Source organism: Dermacoccus sp. PE3, from assembly GCF_001021715.1.
Classification (GTDB): Bacteria; Actinomycetota; Actinomycetes; order Actinomycetales; family Dermatophilaceae; genus Dermacoccus; species Dermacoccus abyssi.
In genome coordinates, this window is the sequence record NZ_LDCM01000003.1 from 229915 (window position 1) to 245796 (window position 15882).

The window sequence follows — 15882 nt, forward strand, 5'->3', positions numbered from 1 at the left end:
CGTCGGTGTTCTCGGCTGCGCCTGGGGTCCCCAAGGCGCGACCGTGAGGCATGCGCCCCAGCCCGTTCGTGCACGAGGATTCCCGATCGCCGCTTCGTCGAGCGCTCGCGGAGCTCCTCGATCTCGCGTGGCCGGTCACCTGTGCCGGGTGCGAACGCTGGTCCACGCCGTGGTGTGAGGCATGCGCTCGGGCAACGCGGCTCGAACTCCTGCGAGTCCGTCCCAGCCTCGCGCCACACCTCGTCGTCCATGCGGCCACGCCGTTCGAAGGTGCCGTGCGTCGTGGGGTGACCGTGTTCAAGGACGAGGGCCGCAGTGACCTCGCGCCCGTTCTCGGCGTCCTGCTGCGCGCCGCTGTCGCGGCGGCGCTCGCGGAGTACGTCGACGGGGAGCGGCCGATCCCGAGGAGGTGGTTGCTCACCCCCGTCCCGTCGTCGCCCGCCGCGACGCGCGCACGCGGCCGCTTCCCTCTCGGGGAGGTGGTGCGTGCATCGCTGCACAGCGATCGAGCAGGTGCCGAGCAGCGGACGCTCGTCGAAGCTTCTCTGCTGCGCGCCTCGCGACGCACGGTCGACCAGTCCCACCTCACCCGAGCCCAGCGCAGCGCCAACGTCGCCGGAGCCTTCGCTTTGGCCGGCGCCCGCGAGGCCCATGCGCCGGAGGAGTGCGGCGTCGTCCTCGTCGATGACGTCGTCACCAGCGGCGCCACTCTGGCCTCGGCTCACGGTGTCCTCGTGCGCGGTGGGTACGACCCTGTCCTTCTCGCGGCGGTCGCCGCGACGCCCGACGCGGGTGTCCGGGGCGACGCATGAGACGTCCGTGGTCCTGGGCACGTCACGCGCTGTTCATCGGATCGTCACGAAACCCTGGTGTGGGTCCCCTCACAGGTCTAGCGTGGAGTCACGATCCACTCCTGGCAGGAGGTGATGCACTCAGTTCCCTGGGCGGCGCCGTGAATGTGCCCGGCCCCGCCGACTCACGCAGCATCAGTTCTTGGCCTGAGGAGGTCATTCCCATGGAGATCACCGTTACCGGTCGCCACGTCGAGGTTCCCGCCCGCTTCCACCGCCACGCGGAGGAAAAGCTGGCAAAGGTTCCGCAGCTCGACCCGCGCGTCGTGCGCTGTGACGTCGTCGTCACGCACGAACCGAACCCGCGACGTGCGAAAGAGGCGTACCGCATCGAGGTGACCTGCCGCGCCAAGCGCTCGGTCATCCGAGCCGAGGCAGCGGCGGACGAGGAGTACGCGGCACTCGATCTCGTCATGGCCAAGCTGGGTGAGCGTCTGCGTCGCCAGCACGACCGCAGGCGTGTGCACCGCGGCCACGCGCGCCCCACCTCCGTCGCCGAGGCAACGGCCGACCTCGGACTGCTCGAGGTCATGCCCGACCTCAGCGACAACGCGGACGAAGCACCCGCTGCGCTCGGACAGGACCCGGACTGCCCGGTCCAGCTGCGTGAGAAGGTTCACCAGAGTGCGCCCATGAACGTCGACGAAGCTCTGCGCGAAATGGAGCTCGTCGGCCACGACTTCTACCTCTACCAGGACAAGGAGACGGGGCGTCCCAGCCTCGTCTACCGCCGTCGCGGTTGGTCCTACGGCGTCATCCACCTCGACGTGGCCGAGGAGGTCGCGCACGACGACGAGGCCACCGCCTGAGACCGGCGGACTCGACCGCGGGGCCGTTCGCACACCGTGCGGGCGGTCCCGCGGCCGTTCGCCCCCAGGGTCGCTCCCGTGAGGATCGGTGACAATGGAGCGCATGTCAGGTGATGTCGTCGCGACCATCGTGGTCGAAGACCGGCAGATCGCGGTGCACGAGCCCTCGTCCATCGCTTCCCTTCGACGCCTTGTCGCACTCGCCCGTACGGAGGACGTCGCGGCGGTCGTCGAGCCGGCCGACGAAGCAGTCCTGGAACGACTGGTCGGCGCCGGTGTTGCAGCCTTCTTCCCCTACGTGCCCTCGCACGACGAACTGACCGAGGCCGCCGAGGCGCTCGCGGTCGCGGGCAGTTATGCCCACCCTGACCTCACCCAGTCGTTGCTGCGTCTGGCGCGACGGGCTCTGCGGCCGGACAGCGTGCTCGACGTCCTGACCGCGCGTGAAGTCGAAGTCCTCCGCCTGCTCGCCGGTGGACAGGCCAACCGCGCCATCGCGGCGCGCCTGTTCATCTCGGAGCACACCGTGCGCAATCACCTCGCGCGCATCTACCGCAAGCTCGACGTCACGACGCGTCGGGAAGCGGTCGACCTGACCCGCGAGGCGTTGTCGGACGCCTCGCCGCGGGAGGGGCGCGAGGGGCGCCGCCCGAGCGACTAGGCTTAGGGAACTGTGCGTCCGTCTCGGGCGTACTACGTCAGTGTGAGGCCGCGGGCCGTTGCCCTCACCGACCATCGATCTACGGAGTTGTCGAGTGCCCAAGGTTGTCGAACGTGTTCTGCGTGCCGGCGAAGGCCGAACGCTGAAGAAGCTCGAAGCGATCGCCGCTCAGGTGAACGTCGTCGAGGAGGACTTCGAGAAGCTCACCGACGCCGAACTGCGCGAAGAGACCGAACGCTTCCGCGCCCGTCTCAAGGACGGTGCCACGCTCGACGACATCATGCCGGAGGCCTTCGCAGCCGTCCGTGAGGCGAGCCGTCGCACCATCGGCAAGCGTCACTTCGACGTCCAGCTCATGGGTGGCGCAGCCCTCCACATGGGCAACGTGGCCGAGATGCGCACCGGTGAGGGCAAGACCCTCGTCGCGACGCTGCCGAGCTACCTCAACGCGCTCGAGGGCAAGGGCGTCCACGTCGTCACGGTCAACGACTACCTCGCCGAGTACCAGTCGGAGCTCATGGGCCGCGTGCACCGCGCCCTCGGCCTCGAGACCGGCTGCATCCTTTCCTCGATGACGCCGGCACAGCGACGCGAGCAGTACGCCAAGGACATCACCTACGGCACGAACAACGAGTTCGGCTTCGACTACCTGCGTGACAATATGGCGTGGTCGCCCGAGGAGCTCGTGCAGCGCGGACACGACTTCGCCATCGTCGACGAGGTCGACTCGATCCTCATCGACGAGGCTCGCACGCCGCTCATCATCTCCGGCCCGGCCGACGCGGCCACGAAGTGGTACGTCGAGTTCGCCGGCATCGTCGAGCACCTGACGCGCGCCGAGAAGTCGAAGGAAGGCAAGATCGTCAAGGCCGGCGACTACGAGGTCGACGAGAAGAAGAAGACGGTCGGTCTGCTCGAGTCCGGCATCGAGAAGGTCGAGGACCTGCTCGGCATCGAGAACCTCTACGAGGCGGAGAACACGCCGCTCATCGGCTACCTCAACAACGCCATCAAGGCGAAGGAGCTGTTCAAGCGCGACAAGGACTACGTCGCGATGAACGGCGAGATCATGATCGTCGACGAGCACACCGGGCGTATGCTCGCGGGCCGTCGCTACAACGAGGGCGTCCACCAGGCCATCGAGGCCAAGGAGGGCGTGGAGATCCAGAACGAGAACCAGACTCTCGCGACGGTGACCCTGCAGAACTACTTCCGCATGTACGACAAGCTCTCGGGCATGACGGGTACAGCGCAGACCGAGGCCGCGGAGCTGTACCAGATCTACAAGTTGGGCGTCATCACGATCCCGACGAACAACCCGCCCCAGCGTGTCGACCAGGCCGACCGCATCTACCGCACCGAGGACGCGAAGTTCCGCGCCGTCGTCGACGACATCAGCGAGCGTCACCGCAAGGGCCAGCCCGTTCTCGTCGGTACGACGAGTGTCGAGAAGTCCGAGAAGCTGTCGGAGCTCCTGCGTCGCAAGGGCGTGGCGCACGAGGTTCTCAACGCCAAGCACCACGAGCGTGAGGCCGCCATCGTCGCGCAGGCGGGCCGCAAGGGCGGCGTCACCGTCGCCACGAACATGGCCGGTCGAGGCACCGACATCATGCTCGGTGGTAACCCCGAGTTCATGGCCGTGGCGGCGCTCAAGCAGCGCGGACTCGACCCGGAGGAGACTCCGGAGGAGTACGAGGCGAGCTGGGACGAGGCACTCGAGAAGGCCGAGAAGGCCGTCAAGGCCGAGCACGACGCCGTGACGGAACTCGGCGGCCTCTACGTGCTGGGCACCGAGCGTCACGAGTCGCGACGTATCGACAACCAGCTGCGGGGACGATCCGGTCGTCAGGGTGACCCGGGGGAGTCGCGCTTCTACCTGTCGTTGCAGGACGACCTCATGCGTCTGTTCAACGCCGGCCTCGTCGACCGCTTCATGTCGACGTCGGGCATGGACGACGACCAGCCGATCGAGAACAAGATCGTCTCGCGTTCGATCCAGTCCGCTCAGGGCCAGGTCGAGAGCCAGAACTTCGAGATCCGCAAGAACGTCCTCAAGTACGACGACGTCCTCAACCGCCAGCGCGAGACGATCTATGCCGAGCGCAAGCGCGTCGTCGAGGGCGACATCGAAGGCCAGATGCGTCACTTCATCAACGACACGATCGACGCCTACATCGACGTCGCCACGGCCTCCGGTTTCTCCGAGGACTGGGATCTCGAGAAGCTCTGGGGAGCGCTCCAGGAGTTGTACCCGGTCTCGATCTCCCTCGACGAGCTCGAGTCGGAGTTCGGTGGCCGCGCGGGTATCACCCCGGAGATCCTCGGTGAGGAACTTCGCTCCGACGCGCAGCACGCCTTCGACGACCGCACCGGCTACCTCGGCACGACGGTGGCGCGTGAGGTGGAACGTCGCGTCGTCCTCACGGTTCTCGACCGACAGTGGCGGGAGCACCTCTACGAGATGGACTACCTCAAGGAAGGTATCCACCTGCGTCAGATGGCGCAGCGCGACCCTCTCGTCGAGTACCAGCGTGAGGGCTACCAGATGTTCGACGTCATGACCGAGGCGGTCAAGGAGGAGTCGGTTCAGCTGTTCTTCAACGTGCAGGTGGATCCCGACGAGATCGAGGCTTCCACGCCGGCGCCGAAGCAGCAGGAGATGCACTTCACCGCCCCGAACGAGGAGGGGCTCGCCGAGGAGCACCGCGTTGCGGCCGACGGCCACGTCATGGACGAGGACGAGGAGAAGTCGCGTGAGCAGCGTCGCGCCGCCGATCGCTCCCGTAAGCAGAAGGGCTCCAAGGGCGGCAAGAACACCAAGGGCTCGAAGAAGCGCAAGCGCTGATCGCGATCGCGGCCACCTCAGAGCATTTCGAGCACCGTGACGACCCATCGGCCGTCGGTGCCGTTGAGGCGTAGAGCGATGGGCGTCGGACGACCGCCGATGCGTGCGACGACCGCTGCCTCGGCCACCCCGTCGCACGGTTCGCAGACCCGTACTCGGCGCACCCGCGTCAGGCCGGCACGCGGGCCGCGCCGTAGGGCGGTGCGGTAGCGGCGCGTCAGACGGCCGAGCACGTCGGCGTCGACGTGCCGCGACAGTTGCGTGGGCGGCCTTCGTCCGTCGAGGCATTCGACGAGTGCCAGGGCGAATCGTTGGACCCACACGCGTGCATCGGGGAGCGCGGCCGACGGCGTGTGCTGTGGTCCGAACATGGGGTCGACGTCCTCGTCCACGCCGCAACGTCGCGCGTAGTCCGTGGCCAGGCGTGCCCGGAGCTCGCCGGCTGTGGGTGCGGCGAGTTCACCGCGCAGCACTGCGCTCACCTCCTCCGAGCTGAGCACCGGTGGCATCTGGTTGGGCCGTCGCTCGCCGACCCGTTGCAACGTGGTGGTCATCGGAGCGCTCCCACGGTCGCGCCGGGCACGCGAAGCACGTCGCCGACCTGGATGACGTCCGGGTTCGCCCGGAGGTCCGGATTGGCCTGGATCCAGGTGCCCACGGCGTCGGCCACGAGTTCGGCCGGGGCTCCTTCCGGGAGGTGCGCCGCCGCGATGGACCACAGGTTCTGTCCTCGAAGGACCACGTGCGTACCGGTCTCGGCGGCGCGTCCTGAAGGTACGACGAGGCGACAGCTGTGAGCGTCCGCGGCTCGTGACGAGGGCACCCAGCCAGGCTCGGGCGCAGACCGACACTCCTGCGGCACCGTGTGGGAATCCGACGTGGGTGGTATCGCAAAGTCAGGTGTGGTCGAGGGCGACCCGTCGGGCACCTGTGGCGCGAAGTCGGGGGAGGGAGCCTGCGTCGTCGCTGTGACCGAGACGCCCGCGACGGGTGTGGCGCTCGCCGCCGCTGCACCGGACCCGACGAATGCAGCCAGGGCGAGGAAGAGCGAAGCGGCTCGTGCCCTCGCCGGGTTGCGGTGAGCTCGCTCCGTCGAGCCGTGTGCACCCGGTTCGGGGCGTGAACCCGGAGTCGCGAGGATGTCCAGGGCGGCTGCGCCACACACCCAGGCCAGTCGGACGAGACAGGCGCCGGCCAGCGCGACGAACACCGAAGCCACGGCCTCGTCCGTCGTCTGTTGTGCCCGAGTTCCGAGCAGGTGTACGGCCGCCCACACGGCGCCGCCGAAGCACACTGCGGAGGCGCCGCATGCGAACGTCGCCGCGAGCCGTCGCTCGCCGGCAGTGGTGTGAGTGGTCATCATGTCGCCTCTCTCGTGAATCGCGCCGGAGTCGTTCGAGGTGTTCCGACCGATCTCCTTCGCTGTTGATGAAGGTCACTCTATGTCGAAAAGTTACAAATGATGTCGATTAATGATGATCAATGTTTAGCGATGCCTGAGCGACGTGCGCGGTCAGCCCTCGATGCGGCACCGGAGAATCCCCGCTCGCCCGCGAGTCCGGGCTAGCGTTCAGCCATGCGCATGGACAGGTTGCTCGCCGATCTCGAGGCAGCGGAGGCTGCCCGACGCGCAGCACAGAGACGTGTCGAGATCGCCGAGGGCGTCCGCGCCGAACGGGCCGCCGTCACACTGGAGGACCGGCTGCGCGGCTCGCTCGGTTCCGACGTCGAGGTCGTTGCTGCGGCGCATCCGGTGCGGGGGCGACTCGTCGAGGTGGCCAGGGGGTGGATCGCGCTGGATCGCAGTACCAGGAAGGACGTGGTGCTCGGAGTCGACGACCTCGCGCGCCCGGGCTCCGTCGTGGTGGCCACCGCCGCGCTCGAGAGCGCTACCGGTCTGCGTGCCTCGCACCACAAGGACGATGCGCCGAGTGTGGGACGAACCTGGGGCTCGCTGCTCCGGGCGCTCGCCCGCTCACGAGTCACCGTCGTGTGGCGGACGACGAGTGGCAACGAGTTCACAGGTCTCGTCGATGCGGTCGGCGTCGATCACGCCGTGGTGAGACGCTCCGCAGGAACACCGGTCGTCCTGACGACACAGGCTGTGGCGTGCATCGAGGTGGGAGCCCGTCGGGGCGAGGACTACCGCTGAACGAGCGTCACAGGTCGTCGATGTGGCCCGAGGCCACCGCGTTGCGTGTTGCCTCGTACTGCCGCTCGATGTAGCGCTCGACCTCGTCGGCTTCGACGCGCCATTGGTTGTTGATCTTGATGGCGGGCAGCTCGCCGGACTTCACGAGGCCGTACACCTGGCGGGCCGAGACGTTGAGCGTCTCGGCGACATCGGCGATCTGAACGAAGCGCTGAGCCACGGGGCCTCCTCGGAGTCGAGCCTGCGGAATTCTTACCAAAATCTGACCATCATTCTAGGCCTGCGCCGAGACCCTCATCGCTGACGATGTCAGTGGCTGTGGACAACCGGTGAAGGGAGAGCGACGGTGCAGACACCGTGGGGCAAGAAGGTCGTGAGAACGACGGCGCGTGGTTCGAACGGTGAGGACGCGTCGGGCACGAGCAACGATTCGTCACGACGGGCCGGCGGATCCGGTGCGCGGTTCGTTCCTGCGAGCATCAAGGACGCTCGCTGGATCGTCGGGATCCTCCTGCTCGCTGTCGGTGTCATCGGCACCCTCCGTGTCATCTCCGGGCTCGACGACTCGGTCCAGGTCTGGACGGCGCGTACCAATCTCGTGCCGGGGCAGCGCCTTCAGGCGAGCGATGTCGTGCGCACTGCCGTGCGTCTCGACGAGGTCCAGTCGGTGTACCTCAGCGGCCCGGCGCCCTCGGGCGTCGTTCAGAGGCCCGTCGCGCGGGGCGAGCTCGTTCCGCGATCGGCGGTGGCCGACGCGAGCAGTGTCGACGTGCGCGCCGTCTCCGTGACGTTGGACCGCGGGCAGGCCGACGTCGTGCGCGCGGGCACGGACGTCGAGGTCTGGGTTGCCGACAAGTCGAGCGAGACGACATCGAACAGCTTCGAACGGCCGAGACAGGTCATCGACCGAGCTCTCGTCTCGCGCATCGGCTCCGGCTCGGGCGGGGTGGTCGCCGTTGCCGACGGTCAGCCTGTCGAGCTCGTCGTGCCGCGAGCATCGCTCGCCGAGATCATCGACGCGGTGAACTCGGGCTCGCGGATCACCCTCGTGCCTCTGGCCGGGAGTCGACGCTCATGACGAGCGTCGCCACAGCCATCTCCGCCCGGCTCGAAGCGCGGTTCGCCGCTGAACTCGAGGATGTCGAGGACGCGGAACTCGTGCGTCGTTGTGCCGACGTGGAGGAACTCCTCACCGTGGCTGAGGCCGGGAGCGTCACCGTCGCCGCGATCAGCCCTGATTTCCCGGGAATGAACGGCAGCATCGTCGCCGAACTCGCACTGCGCGGAACCTCCGTCCTCGGCGTCGTCGCTCCCACGTCCCCGACCGACGCCCGCCAGTGTGAGGCCTGGGCTCTGAGTCACGTTCATCTGGTCGGTTCGGGCGAGCTGGAGCAGCTCGTCCGGTCACTGGAGCGTTCGCCCGTGACGGTGGGCGGCGCGGGGCTCTCGGTCACCACCGAAGAGGTGGGTGAGGAGGCGGACACCCCGTCCACCTTCTCGCAGCGAGCCACTGTCGGACCCGCCTCGACCTCGCCCAATGCCGGGCAACGCGCGACCGTCGTGACCGTGTGGGGACCGGCCGGGTCGCCCGGTCGCACGACGTGCGCAACACACCTCGCACACGCGCTCTCGCAGGACGGCCCCACCCTGCTCATCGACGCGGACACCGTGGCGCCGGCCTGTGCTCCGGTCCTCGGTCTCCTCGACGAAGCGCCCGGTCTGCTCGCCGCAGCGAGGCTCGTGGATGCAGGGACGCTGAACCTGTCGCAGCTACGTACGCTCACGGTCACCCTCGACGAGGGCTTCGACGTCCTGACGGGCATCGGCCGCGCGTCACGCTGGCACGAGCTCAGTCGGTTTCACCTCGGCGCGGTACTCGACCAGGCCGTCACGGGGTACCGGTGGATCGTTCTCGACATCGCGAGTGACCTCAGCATCGACGAGTCGCTGCTGTACGACACCGTGGCTCCGGTGCGCGCTGCGGCCGGTATCGAAGCGGTGGAGCGCAGTGACGTGCTGCTGGCCCTCGCGCCCTGCGACCCGATCGGGTTGCAGCGTTTCGTCGTCGAGTGGGAACAGGTGGGTAGCTCGCATCCGGCCACGCGCGTCGTCGTCTCGAAGGCCCGCGAGCAGGCTGTCGGCGGCGCACCCGAGAAGGTGGTGGCTAAGGCGCTTGCTCGGTTCGCCGACGTCGATCCGGTGGCGGTGCTGCCCGATGCGCGCGACGAATTGGACGGCGCCCTTCTCCTTGGCAAGCTGTTGTCGACCACACGACCTGACAGCGCGTACGTGGCGGCGGTTGCGCGGGTCGCGGCGAGCCTCGGGGCGACCGCCGGGCCACCTGCGACCCGCCGCGGTCTGCGCCGGTTGCGGGCCCCTCGCTAGGGTGTGGCACGTACGCAATCCAGCGAGGAGCGCCAGCCCATGATCCGTGCCTACATGCCTGTCGACGCCGACGCACTCGACATCTTATCCCGTGAGGGATCGGTTCCGGCCACCCATGTCGTGAGCGTGACGCCCGGAGTGCGAGCACTCGCACCGGACGGTGACGAGGAACTGCACGAGCACCTCGCCTGCCAGCTCGCCGCAGCCGCAGCCACCAGTGACCCCGTGGCGGTTCTCGCGTTCGACGTGCGGCCCGAGCGCGTGGAGGACGCGGAGGGCCACGTGGGTGCGATCTCGCTCCTGGGCGACGTCGGTCTGCGGGATGTCGCGTGCTTCCTCGTCGCGGACCCGGGCGAGCGCGTGCAGGAGGACGCCGAGCTCGAACTGAGCTGGTACGACGCAGGGGAGCGTGACAGCGTGCGTGCACTCCTGAGCAGCTGACCGCTCGGGGCGACGCGCCCACCCACGTGGTCGGGTCAACGCAGCATCCGGTCGTCACCGACACGGTCGAGACATCGGGTGAGGAAGCGCTCGAGACGTGTTGCCGAGTCGCCCAGGGCGTCGAACGACCCCTCCTGGCCGGCCACGAGCGGGCCGAGACGAAGGTAACCGTGACGGTACGCGGCGAGAACGCGGCTGAGACGGTCGAGGGCGTCGGCCACCGACGTGACGAGCGCGCCGCAATGTTGGGGCCCGGTTTCACCGATGAGCAGAGCCCGCAGTTCGTCATGGATGTCGTCGATCGCTTCACCGGCCCGACGCACCGAAACCGCGTTCCCCGGCAGGCGGCCGGATTCGATCTGACGCCTCAGCCCGGCTTGGGCCCGTCGCGTCACGAGGGGCGGGAAAGGCCCCGTGCGAGGAGCGGTGAACGACGGTGCGGGCTGCCCGGCGAGTTCGGCGCCCGCGGCGTCACTCAGTTGTTCGCTCAGGGACTCGACGACGCGGTCGAACGCCTCACCGTTCAGTGCCGTCGCAGGGTCGAACGGGATGTCGAGCAGGCGCAGCGCACAACGCGTCAGGTGGGTGGCGACGTCACGACTCGCGAGGCTGGCAGCAGGCATACCCCCAGCGTATGAGCAGGGCGAATCTCGGCGTCGGCGCACCCTCCGTGCCTGGGGATAACCCAGGTGGGACGAGGGCCCGGCAACACCGCTCGCCCTCGACTCGGACTCGGGTGTCCGCGCGCGTTAGAGTCGCCTAGGTGGCACAGCGTCGTGCCGCTTCTTCGTCCTGCCAGGAGAGGTCATGTCTGTCGAGGCTTCCACGCCCGTCCTGTCCGAAGTCGCCGAACGTGTCGGTGTCACGCTCGAAGTCGCTCAGGGGGTGTTGGGCGACATTCCGGCCGCGGAGCTGGAGGGCAAATCCCTCGATCACCTCGCGTGGATCGTGCGAGGGCAGTGGAGGGCCGCGGCCGAGCGACGCCAGGGGGAGCCGGTCGTCGTCGTCGAGGAGGAACTGCCGCGCTCGCTCGTCGCGGACGCGGTGGAGCACGCGGGTGTCTCCAGCCTGACCTCGGGTGTCGTGGTTCGCGTTGTCACGGACGACACCGCTTTCGTCGTGGACTCACTCGTGGCAGCGTTCACGGCTCGAGGTGCGGGCATCGGGGATCTCGTCCACCCGCAGATGCGTGCCGTGCGTGACGATGCCGGTCGCCTCATCACGGTAACGCGAAATCGCAAGCGTCAGGGTGCGGTCCGTCTGCCCGGTCACAGCGAGGAACTTCCCGCGGGCGCGCACGAGGTCGCGGAGTCGTGGGTCTATCTCCACCTCTCGCCGGCGGGCGAGTTCGACGGCAGCCAAGACATGGTGGAGACCGTGCACAAGGTCCTTCGCGACGTGCGCCTGGCTTCCGAGGACTGGCAGAGCATGCGTGACATGGCCCTCCAGACGGCCGATGACCTCGAGAACGACCCGCCCGTGAGTGTTCCCGAGTTCGCCACGGCTGACGTGCGCCGCTTCCTGCACTGGCTGGCCGACGACAACTTCACCTTCCTCGGCTACCGGGAGTACGAGTTGGCCACCATGGACGAGGAGGACGTCCTGCGGCCCGTGGAGGGCACCGCCCTCGGCATCCTGCGCAGCGCATCGGGTTCGGCCACCGGGTTCGAGCGCATGACGCCGGAGAGCCGCGCCATGGCACGCTCCCCGCAGCTGCTCATGCTGACCAAGGCCAACTCGCGCTCACGTGTTCACCGTGATGCCTACCTCGATTACGTCGGCGTGAAGACCTTCGACGCGGAAGGCAACGTCACCGGGGAACGCCGCTTCCTCGGTCTGCACACGGCCCGCACCTACGCGGCACCGACGTCGACCGTTCCGGTCGTTGCCGAGCGGGTTGCGAAGGTCGTGCGTCGAGCCGGGCACTCGCCCGACTCCCACTCCGGACGTGACTTGCTCAACGTCCTCGAGAACTACCCGCGCGACGAACTGTTCCAGACGTCGTCCGCGCGCCTCTACGACATCGCCACCGAGGTCGTGCGCCTCCAGGAGCGCCGCCACGTCGGCGTCTTCACACGCAATGACGACTACGGGCGCTTCGTCGCCGTCATGGTGTACCTGCCGCGTGACCGGTACAACACCCGGGTGCGCGAAGCCATTGCCGAGTTCCTTCGCGAAACCTACGGCGCGCAGAACGTCGACTACACGGCTCGGGTGAGCTCCGAGGCGCTCGCCCGTATCTTCTACACGGTTCGCATGCCGCGCGGCGCCGCCATTCCCGACGTCACGCCCGAGCAGATTCGCGCTCACGTCCTGGAGACGACCCGGACGTGGACCGAGCGTGTCACGCATGCCGCGCAGACGGAGGGTGAGCTCGACGGTTCGACGGCCCGCGCTCTCGTCACGCAGTACGGCACGGGCTTCTCGACGGCCTACTCCGAGGCGTTCTCGCCACGCCAGGCGGTGGCGGACATGCAACGCCTGGAGAGGCTGGGTGACGACGACTCCGCGCTCACGCTCTACGGCACCAAGAACCTCGACACCCGCGAACGTCGGCTCAAGATCTTCCGCAACGAACCCCTCATGCTCACCGAGGTTTTCCCGATCTTCACCCACCTCGGCGTGCAGGTTTCCGACGAGCGCCCATACACGGTTCGACGCTCGGACGGTCGCACCTCGTACGTGTACGACTTCGGTCTGATCGCGGACCGCACGGCAATGTGGGGCAACACCCCGCAGGAGAGTTCGCGCCGCCGCACGAACGTGCAGGACACCGTTCTCGCGGCGTGGCGTGGGCAGGCCGAGAACGACGCCCTCAACCAGCTCGTTCTCGCTGCCGGGCTCACGTGGCGCCAGATCAGTCACCTGCGGGCCCTCGCTCGCTACATGCGCCAGATCGGCTTCTCGTTGAGCTACGAGTACGTCGTCGCGGCGCTGCTGGCCAACACCGACCTCACGTCGCTGCTCGTGCGTCTGTTCGAGGCGCGCTTCGACCCGACCCTCGACGACGCCGAGCGTGAGGCCCAGACGAAGGCGGTGCGTCAGCGCTTCTCCGACGGACTGGCCGACGTGGCGAGTCTCGACCACGACCGCATCCTGCGCACTCTCGAGGGTGTCATCATGGCGATCGTGCGCACCAACGCGTACACCCCGCGGGTCCTTTCCGGCGAGGTCGCCGAACTCGTCTTCAAGATCCGGTGCGCCGACGTGCCCGGCATCCCCGCACCGGCTCCGATGTTCGAACTGTGGGTCTACGGCCCGAAGGTCGAGGGTGTCCACCTGCGCTTCGGTCAGGTGGCGCGCGGCGGCCTGCGGTGGAGCGACCGGTTCGAGGACTTCCGCACCGAGGTGCTCGGCCTCGTCAAGGCGCAGATGGTCAAGAACGCCGTCATCGTGCCGACCGGATCGAAGGGCGGTTTCGTCGCGAAGCAGCTCCCGGACCCGAGCGACCGCGAAGCGTGGCTCGCCGCGGGCGTCGAGGCGTACGAGGCCTTCATCAGCGGCATGCTGTCGGTTACCGACAACCGTGACGGTGACGAGGTCATCCCCCCGAAGGACGTGGTGCGTTACGACAGCGACGACCCCTACCTCGTCGTCGCGGCCGACAAGGGCACCGCGGCCTTCTCCGACAAGGCCAACGCCGTGGCTCGTCGCGCAGGCTTCTGGCTGGACGACGCGTTCGCGTCCGGAGGCTCGAACGGGTACGACCACAAGGCCATGGGCATCACCGCCCGCGGTGCGTGGGAGTCGGTCAAGCGTCACTTCCGCGAGCTCGGGCACGACACCCAGAGCGAGGACTTCACGGTGGTCGGCGTCGGCGACATGAGCGGCGACGTGTTCGGCAACGGAATGCTCCTGTCGGGGCACATCCGCCTCGTCGCGGCGTTCGACCACCGCGACATCTTCATCGACCCGAACCCGGACGCGGCCACCTCCTACGCGGAGCGCAAGCGCCTGTTCGAGCTGCCGCGTTCGTCGTGGTCGGACTACTCACGTGACCTTATCTCCGAGGGCGGCGGAGTGTTCTCGCGCTCGGCCAAGCAGGTGCGCCTCACCCCGCAGATCCGCGAGGCCCTGGGTATCGAGGGCGACGTGGAGACGATGACGCCGAACGAGCTCATGCACGCCGTGCTGCTCGCTCCGGCCGACCTCTTCTGGAACGGTGGCATCGGCACGTACATCAAGGCTTCGAGCGAGACCAGCGAGCAGATCGGCGACCGCGCCAACGACGCCATCCGTGTCGACGGGCGTGACCTGCGCGTCCGCGTCATCGGTGAGGGCGGCAACCTCGGCGTCAGCCAGCTGGGGCGTATCGAGGCAGCGCAGAACGGCGTCAGTGTCAACACCGACGCCATCGACAACTCGGCGGGCGTCGACTCGAGCGACCACGAGGTCAACATCAAGATCCTCCTCGCCGATGTCGTACGCGACGGCGGGCTGACGATGGACGAACGCAACGAGCTTCTCGCGTCGATGACCGACGAGGTTGCCCACAAGGTGCTGCGTCACAACACCGACCAGAACACGCTGCTCGGCAATGCGCGCGTCCAGGCGCCGGCGATGCTGCACGTGCACCGTCGTCTCATCGACGCCCTCGAAGCGGACGGCTTCCTCGACCGCGAGCTCGAGTTCCTGCCGAACGACGTCGAGATCGACGAGCGGATCGAGGCCGGTGAGGGCCTGACCTCGCCGGAGTTCAGCGTGCTGCTCGCCTACGCGAAGCTGCGCCTGAAGGATCAGGTCCTCGCGAGCGACGTCGTCGACGACGAGTGGTTCGTCCGTGAACTGGCCGCCTACTTCCCGGACGCTTTGCGCACCAGGTACCCCGAGGCGATCGAGGCGCACGCACTGCGTCGCGAGATCATCACGAACTCGGTCGTCAACGGCCTCGTCAACCGCGGCGGCATCACGTTCGTCCACCGCGCGAGCGAGGAGACGGGGGCCCGCCCGGAGGAGATCGTGAAGGCGTTCGTCGTGGCCCGTGAGGTCTTCGACGCGCAGAGCTTCATCGACGAGGTCGAGGCACTCGACAACGTTGTGAGCACCGACGTCCAGTCCTCTCTGCTCCTGCGTCTGCGTCGTCTGCTCGACCGAGCCACCCGCTGGTTCGTCCATCACGAGGTGGAGCACACGTCGGTGTCGGCGCTCATCGAGCGTTACGAGCCGTCCGTCAGCCGTCTCGCGCCGAAGGTTCCGGAGCTCGTCATCGGCGTGGGCCGGGAGCAGTACGAGGACACGGCGGCGGGTCTCGTGGAACAGGGCGTTCCCGAGCAGTTGGCCCGACGGGCCGCCGCCCTGCTCGATCTGTTCGTCCTGCTCGACATCACGGATCTGGCGCACGAGATGGACGCCGACGTCGAAGCCGTGGCGAGCACGTACTTCCACGGTGCGGCGCAGATCGGTCTGGGACGCATGCTCGACGCCATCGCCGAGCTGCCGCGTGACGACCGGTGGGACGCACTGGCCCGCGGTGCGGTGCGTGACGACGCCTACGCGGTGCTCACCGACCTCACACGCGACGTCATGCTCGAGGCGCCGGAGGCCGGGTCCACCGAGGAGCGCTGGAACGCCTGGGCCGAGCGGCACGCGCTCGCGGTCGAGCGCGGCCGTGCGGCGATCGCCGGCGTCGAGCGGGCCGAATCGCGTCTCGCACCGATGTCGGTCGCGCTGCGCACGCTGCGCACGCTGACGCGTGGCACCTCCGGCGACGCAGGGCAGGCCGAGCCGACCGCGTGAGC

The 15882-nt window shown here is 68.2% G+C and carries 13 protein-coding genes; 9 read left to right on the top strand and 4 right to left on the bottom strand.

Translation table 11 applies throughout. The features are described 5' to 3' along the window. Window positions 1-50: 50 nt before the first annotated feature. From AA983_RS08950 to secA, 4 genes are all read left to right on the top strand, one after another. A complete protein-coding gene (locus AA983_RS08950; protein WP_052947035.1) occupies window positions 51-812 on the top strand; it encodes a ComF family protein in 762 nt (253 codons plus the stop codon). A 203-nt stretch (window positions 813-1015) separates the two neighbouring features. Then, window positions 1016-1660, top strand: a complete 645-nt coding sequence (gene hpf, locus AA983_RS08955; RefSeq protein WP_047311912.1) for a ribosome hibernation-promoting factor, HPF/YfiA family — start codon at window positions 1016-1018, stop codon at window positions 1658-1660. A 94-nt stretch (window positions 1661-1754) separates the two neighbouring features. Then, window positions 1755-2321 (top strand): response regulator transcription factor, encoded by a 567-nt coding sequence (locus AA983_RS14875; RefSeq protein ID WP_052947036.1) that lies wholly within the window; start codon window positions 1755-1757, stop codon window positions 2319-2321. A gap of 94 nt (window positions 2322-2415) precedes the next feature. Then, the gene (gene secA / locus AA983_RS08965) at window positions 2416-5166 is read left to right on the top strand and encodes a preprotein translocase subunit SecA (RefSeq protein WP_047311913.1); all 2751 of its coding nucleotides are present in this window, start codon (window positions 2416-2418) and stop codon (window positions 5164-5166) included. 17 nt (window positions 5167-5183) lie between these two features. On the opposite strand, the gene AA983_RS08970 is transcribed toward secA, so the two are convergent. Both AA983_RS08970 and AA983_RS08975 read right to left on the bottom strand, forming a co-directional pair. Beyond that, a complete protein-coding gene (locus AA983_RS08970) occupies window positions 5184-5720 on the bottom strand; it encodes an Rv3235 family protein (RefSeq protein ID WP_052947037.1) in 537 nt (178 codons plus the stop codon). Next, entirely contained in the window at window positions 5717-6526 is an 810-nt protein-coding gene (locus AA983_RS08975) for a LysM peptidoglycan-binding domain-containing protein (RefSeq protein ID WP_156170317.1), read from the bottom strand. Before AA983_RS08975 ends, AA983_RS08970 begins: the two co-directional genes overlap by 4 nt. A 216-nt stretch (window positions 6527-6742) precedes the next feature. Here AA983_RS08975 and AA983_RS14880 point away from each other — a divergent pair, with 216 nt between their 5' ends. Then, window positions 6743-7318 carry a hypothetical protein gene (locus tag AA983_RS14880; protein ID WP_052947038.1) on the top strand — a complete coding sequence of 192 codons (576 nt, stop codon included), beginning with the start codon at window positions 6743-6745 and terminating at the stop codon, window positions 7316-7318. 7 nt (window positions 7319-7325) lie between these two features. Here AA983_RS14880 and AA983_RS08985 read toward each other — a convergent pair whose 3' ends face one another. Further along, entirely contained in the window at window positions 7326-7538 is a 213-nt protein-coding gene (locus AA983_RS08985; protein WP_047311915.1) for a helix-turn-helix domain-containing protein, read from the bottom strand. A 126-nt stretch (window positions 7539-7664) separates the two neighbouring features. Here AA983_RS08985 and AA983_RS14885 point away from each other — a divergent pair, with 126 nt between their 5' ends. Genes AA983_RS14885 through AA983_RS09000 form a run of 3 tightly spaced genes read left to right on the top strand, consistent with a single transcriptional unit; the run spans window position 7665 to window position 10144 of the window. Continuing rightward, window positions 7665-8396 carry a hypothetical protein gene (locus AA983_RS14885; protein ID WP_052947039.1) on the top strand — a complete coding sequence of 244 codons (732 nt, stop codon included), beginning with the start codon at window positions 7665-7667 and terminating at the stop codon, window positions 8394-8396. Next, window positions 8393-9703 (top strand): hypothetical protein, encoded by a 1311-nt coding sequence (locus AA983_RS14890; RefSeq protein WP_052947040.1) that lies wholly within the window; start codon window positions 8393-8395, stop codon window positions 9701-9703. The genes AA983_RS14885 and AA983_RS14890 overlap by 4 nt, the downstream gene beginning before the upstream one ends. A 39-nt stretch (window positions 9704-9742) precedes the next feature. Continuing rightward, entirely contained in the window at window positions 9743-10144 is a 402-nt protein-coding gene (locus AA983_RS09000) for a DUF6912 family protein (protein ID WP_047311916.1), read from the top strand. A 35-nt stretch (window positions 10145-10179) separates the two neighbouring features. On the opposite strand, the gene AA983_RS09005 is transcribed toward AA983_RS09000, so the two are convergent. Next, the gene (locus AA983_RS09005; protein WP_047311917.1) at window positions 10180-10767 is read right to left on the bottom strand and encodes a hypothetical protein; all 588 of its coding nucleotides are present in this window, start codon (window positions 10765-10767) and stop codon (window positions 10180-10182) included. Between the two features lie 184 nt (window positions 10768-10951). On the opposite strand from AA983_RS09005, the gene AA983_RS09010 reads away from it, so the two are divergent. Continuing rightward, entirely contained in the window at window positions 10952-15880 is a 4929-nt protein-coding gene (locus AA983_RS09010; protein WP_047311918.1) for an NAD-glutamate dehydrogenase, read from the top strand. The last annotated feature ends 2 nt before the right edge of the window (window positions 15881-15882 follow it).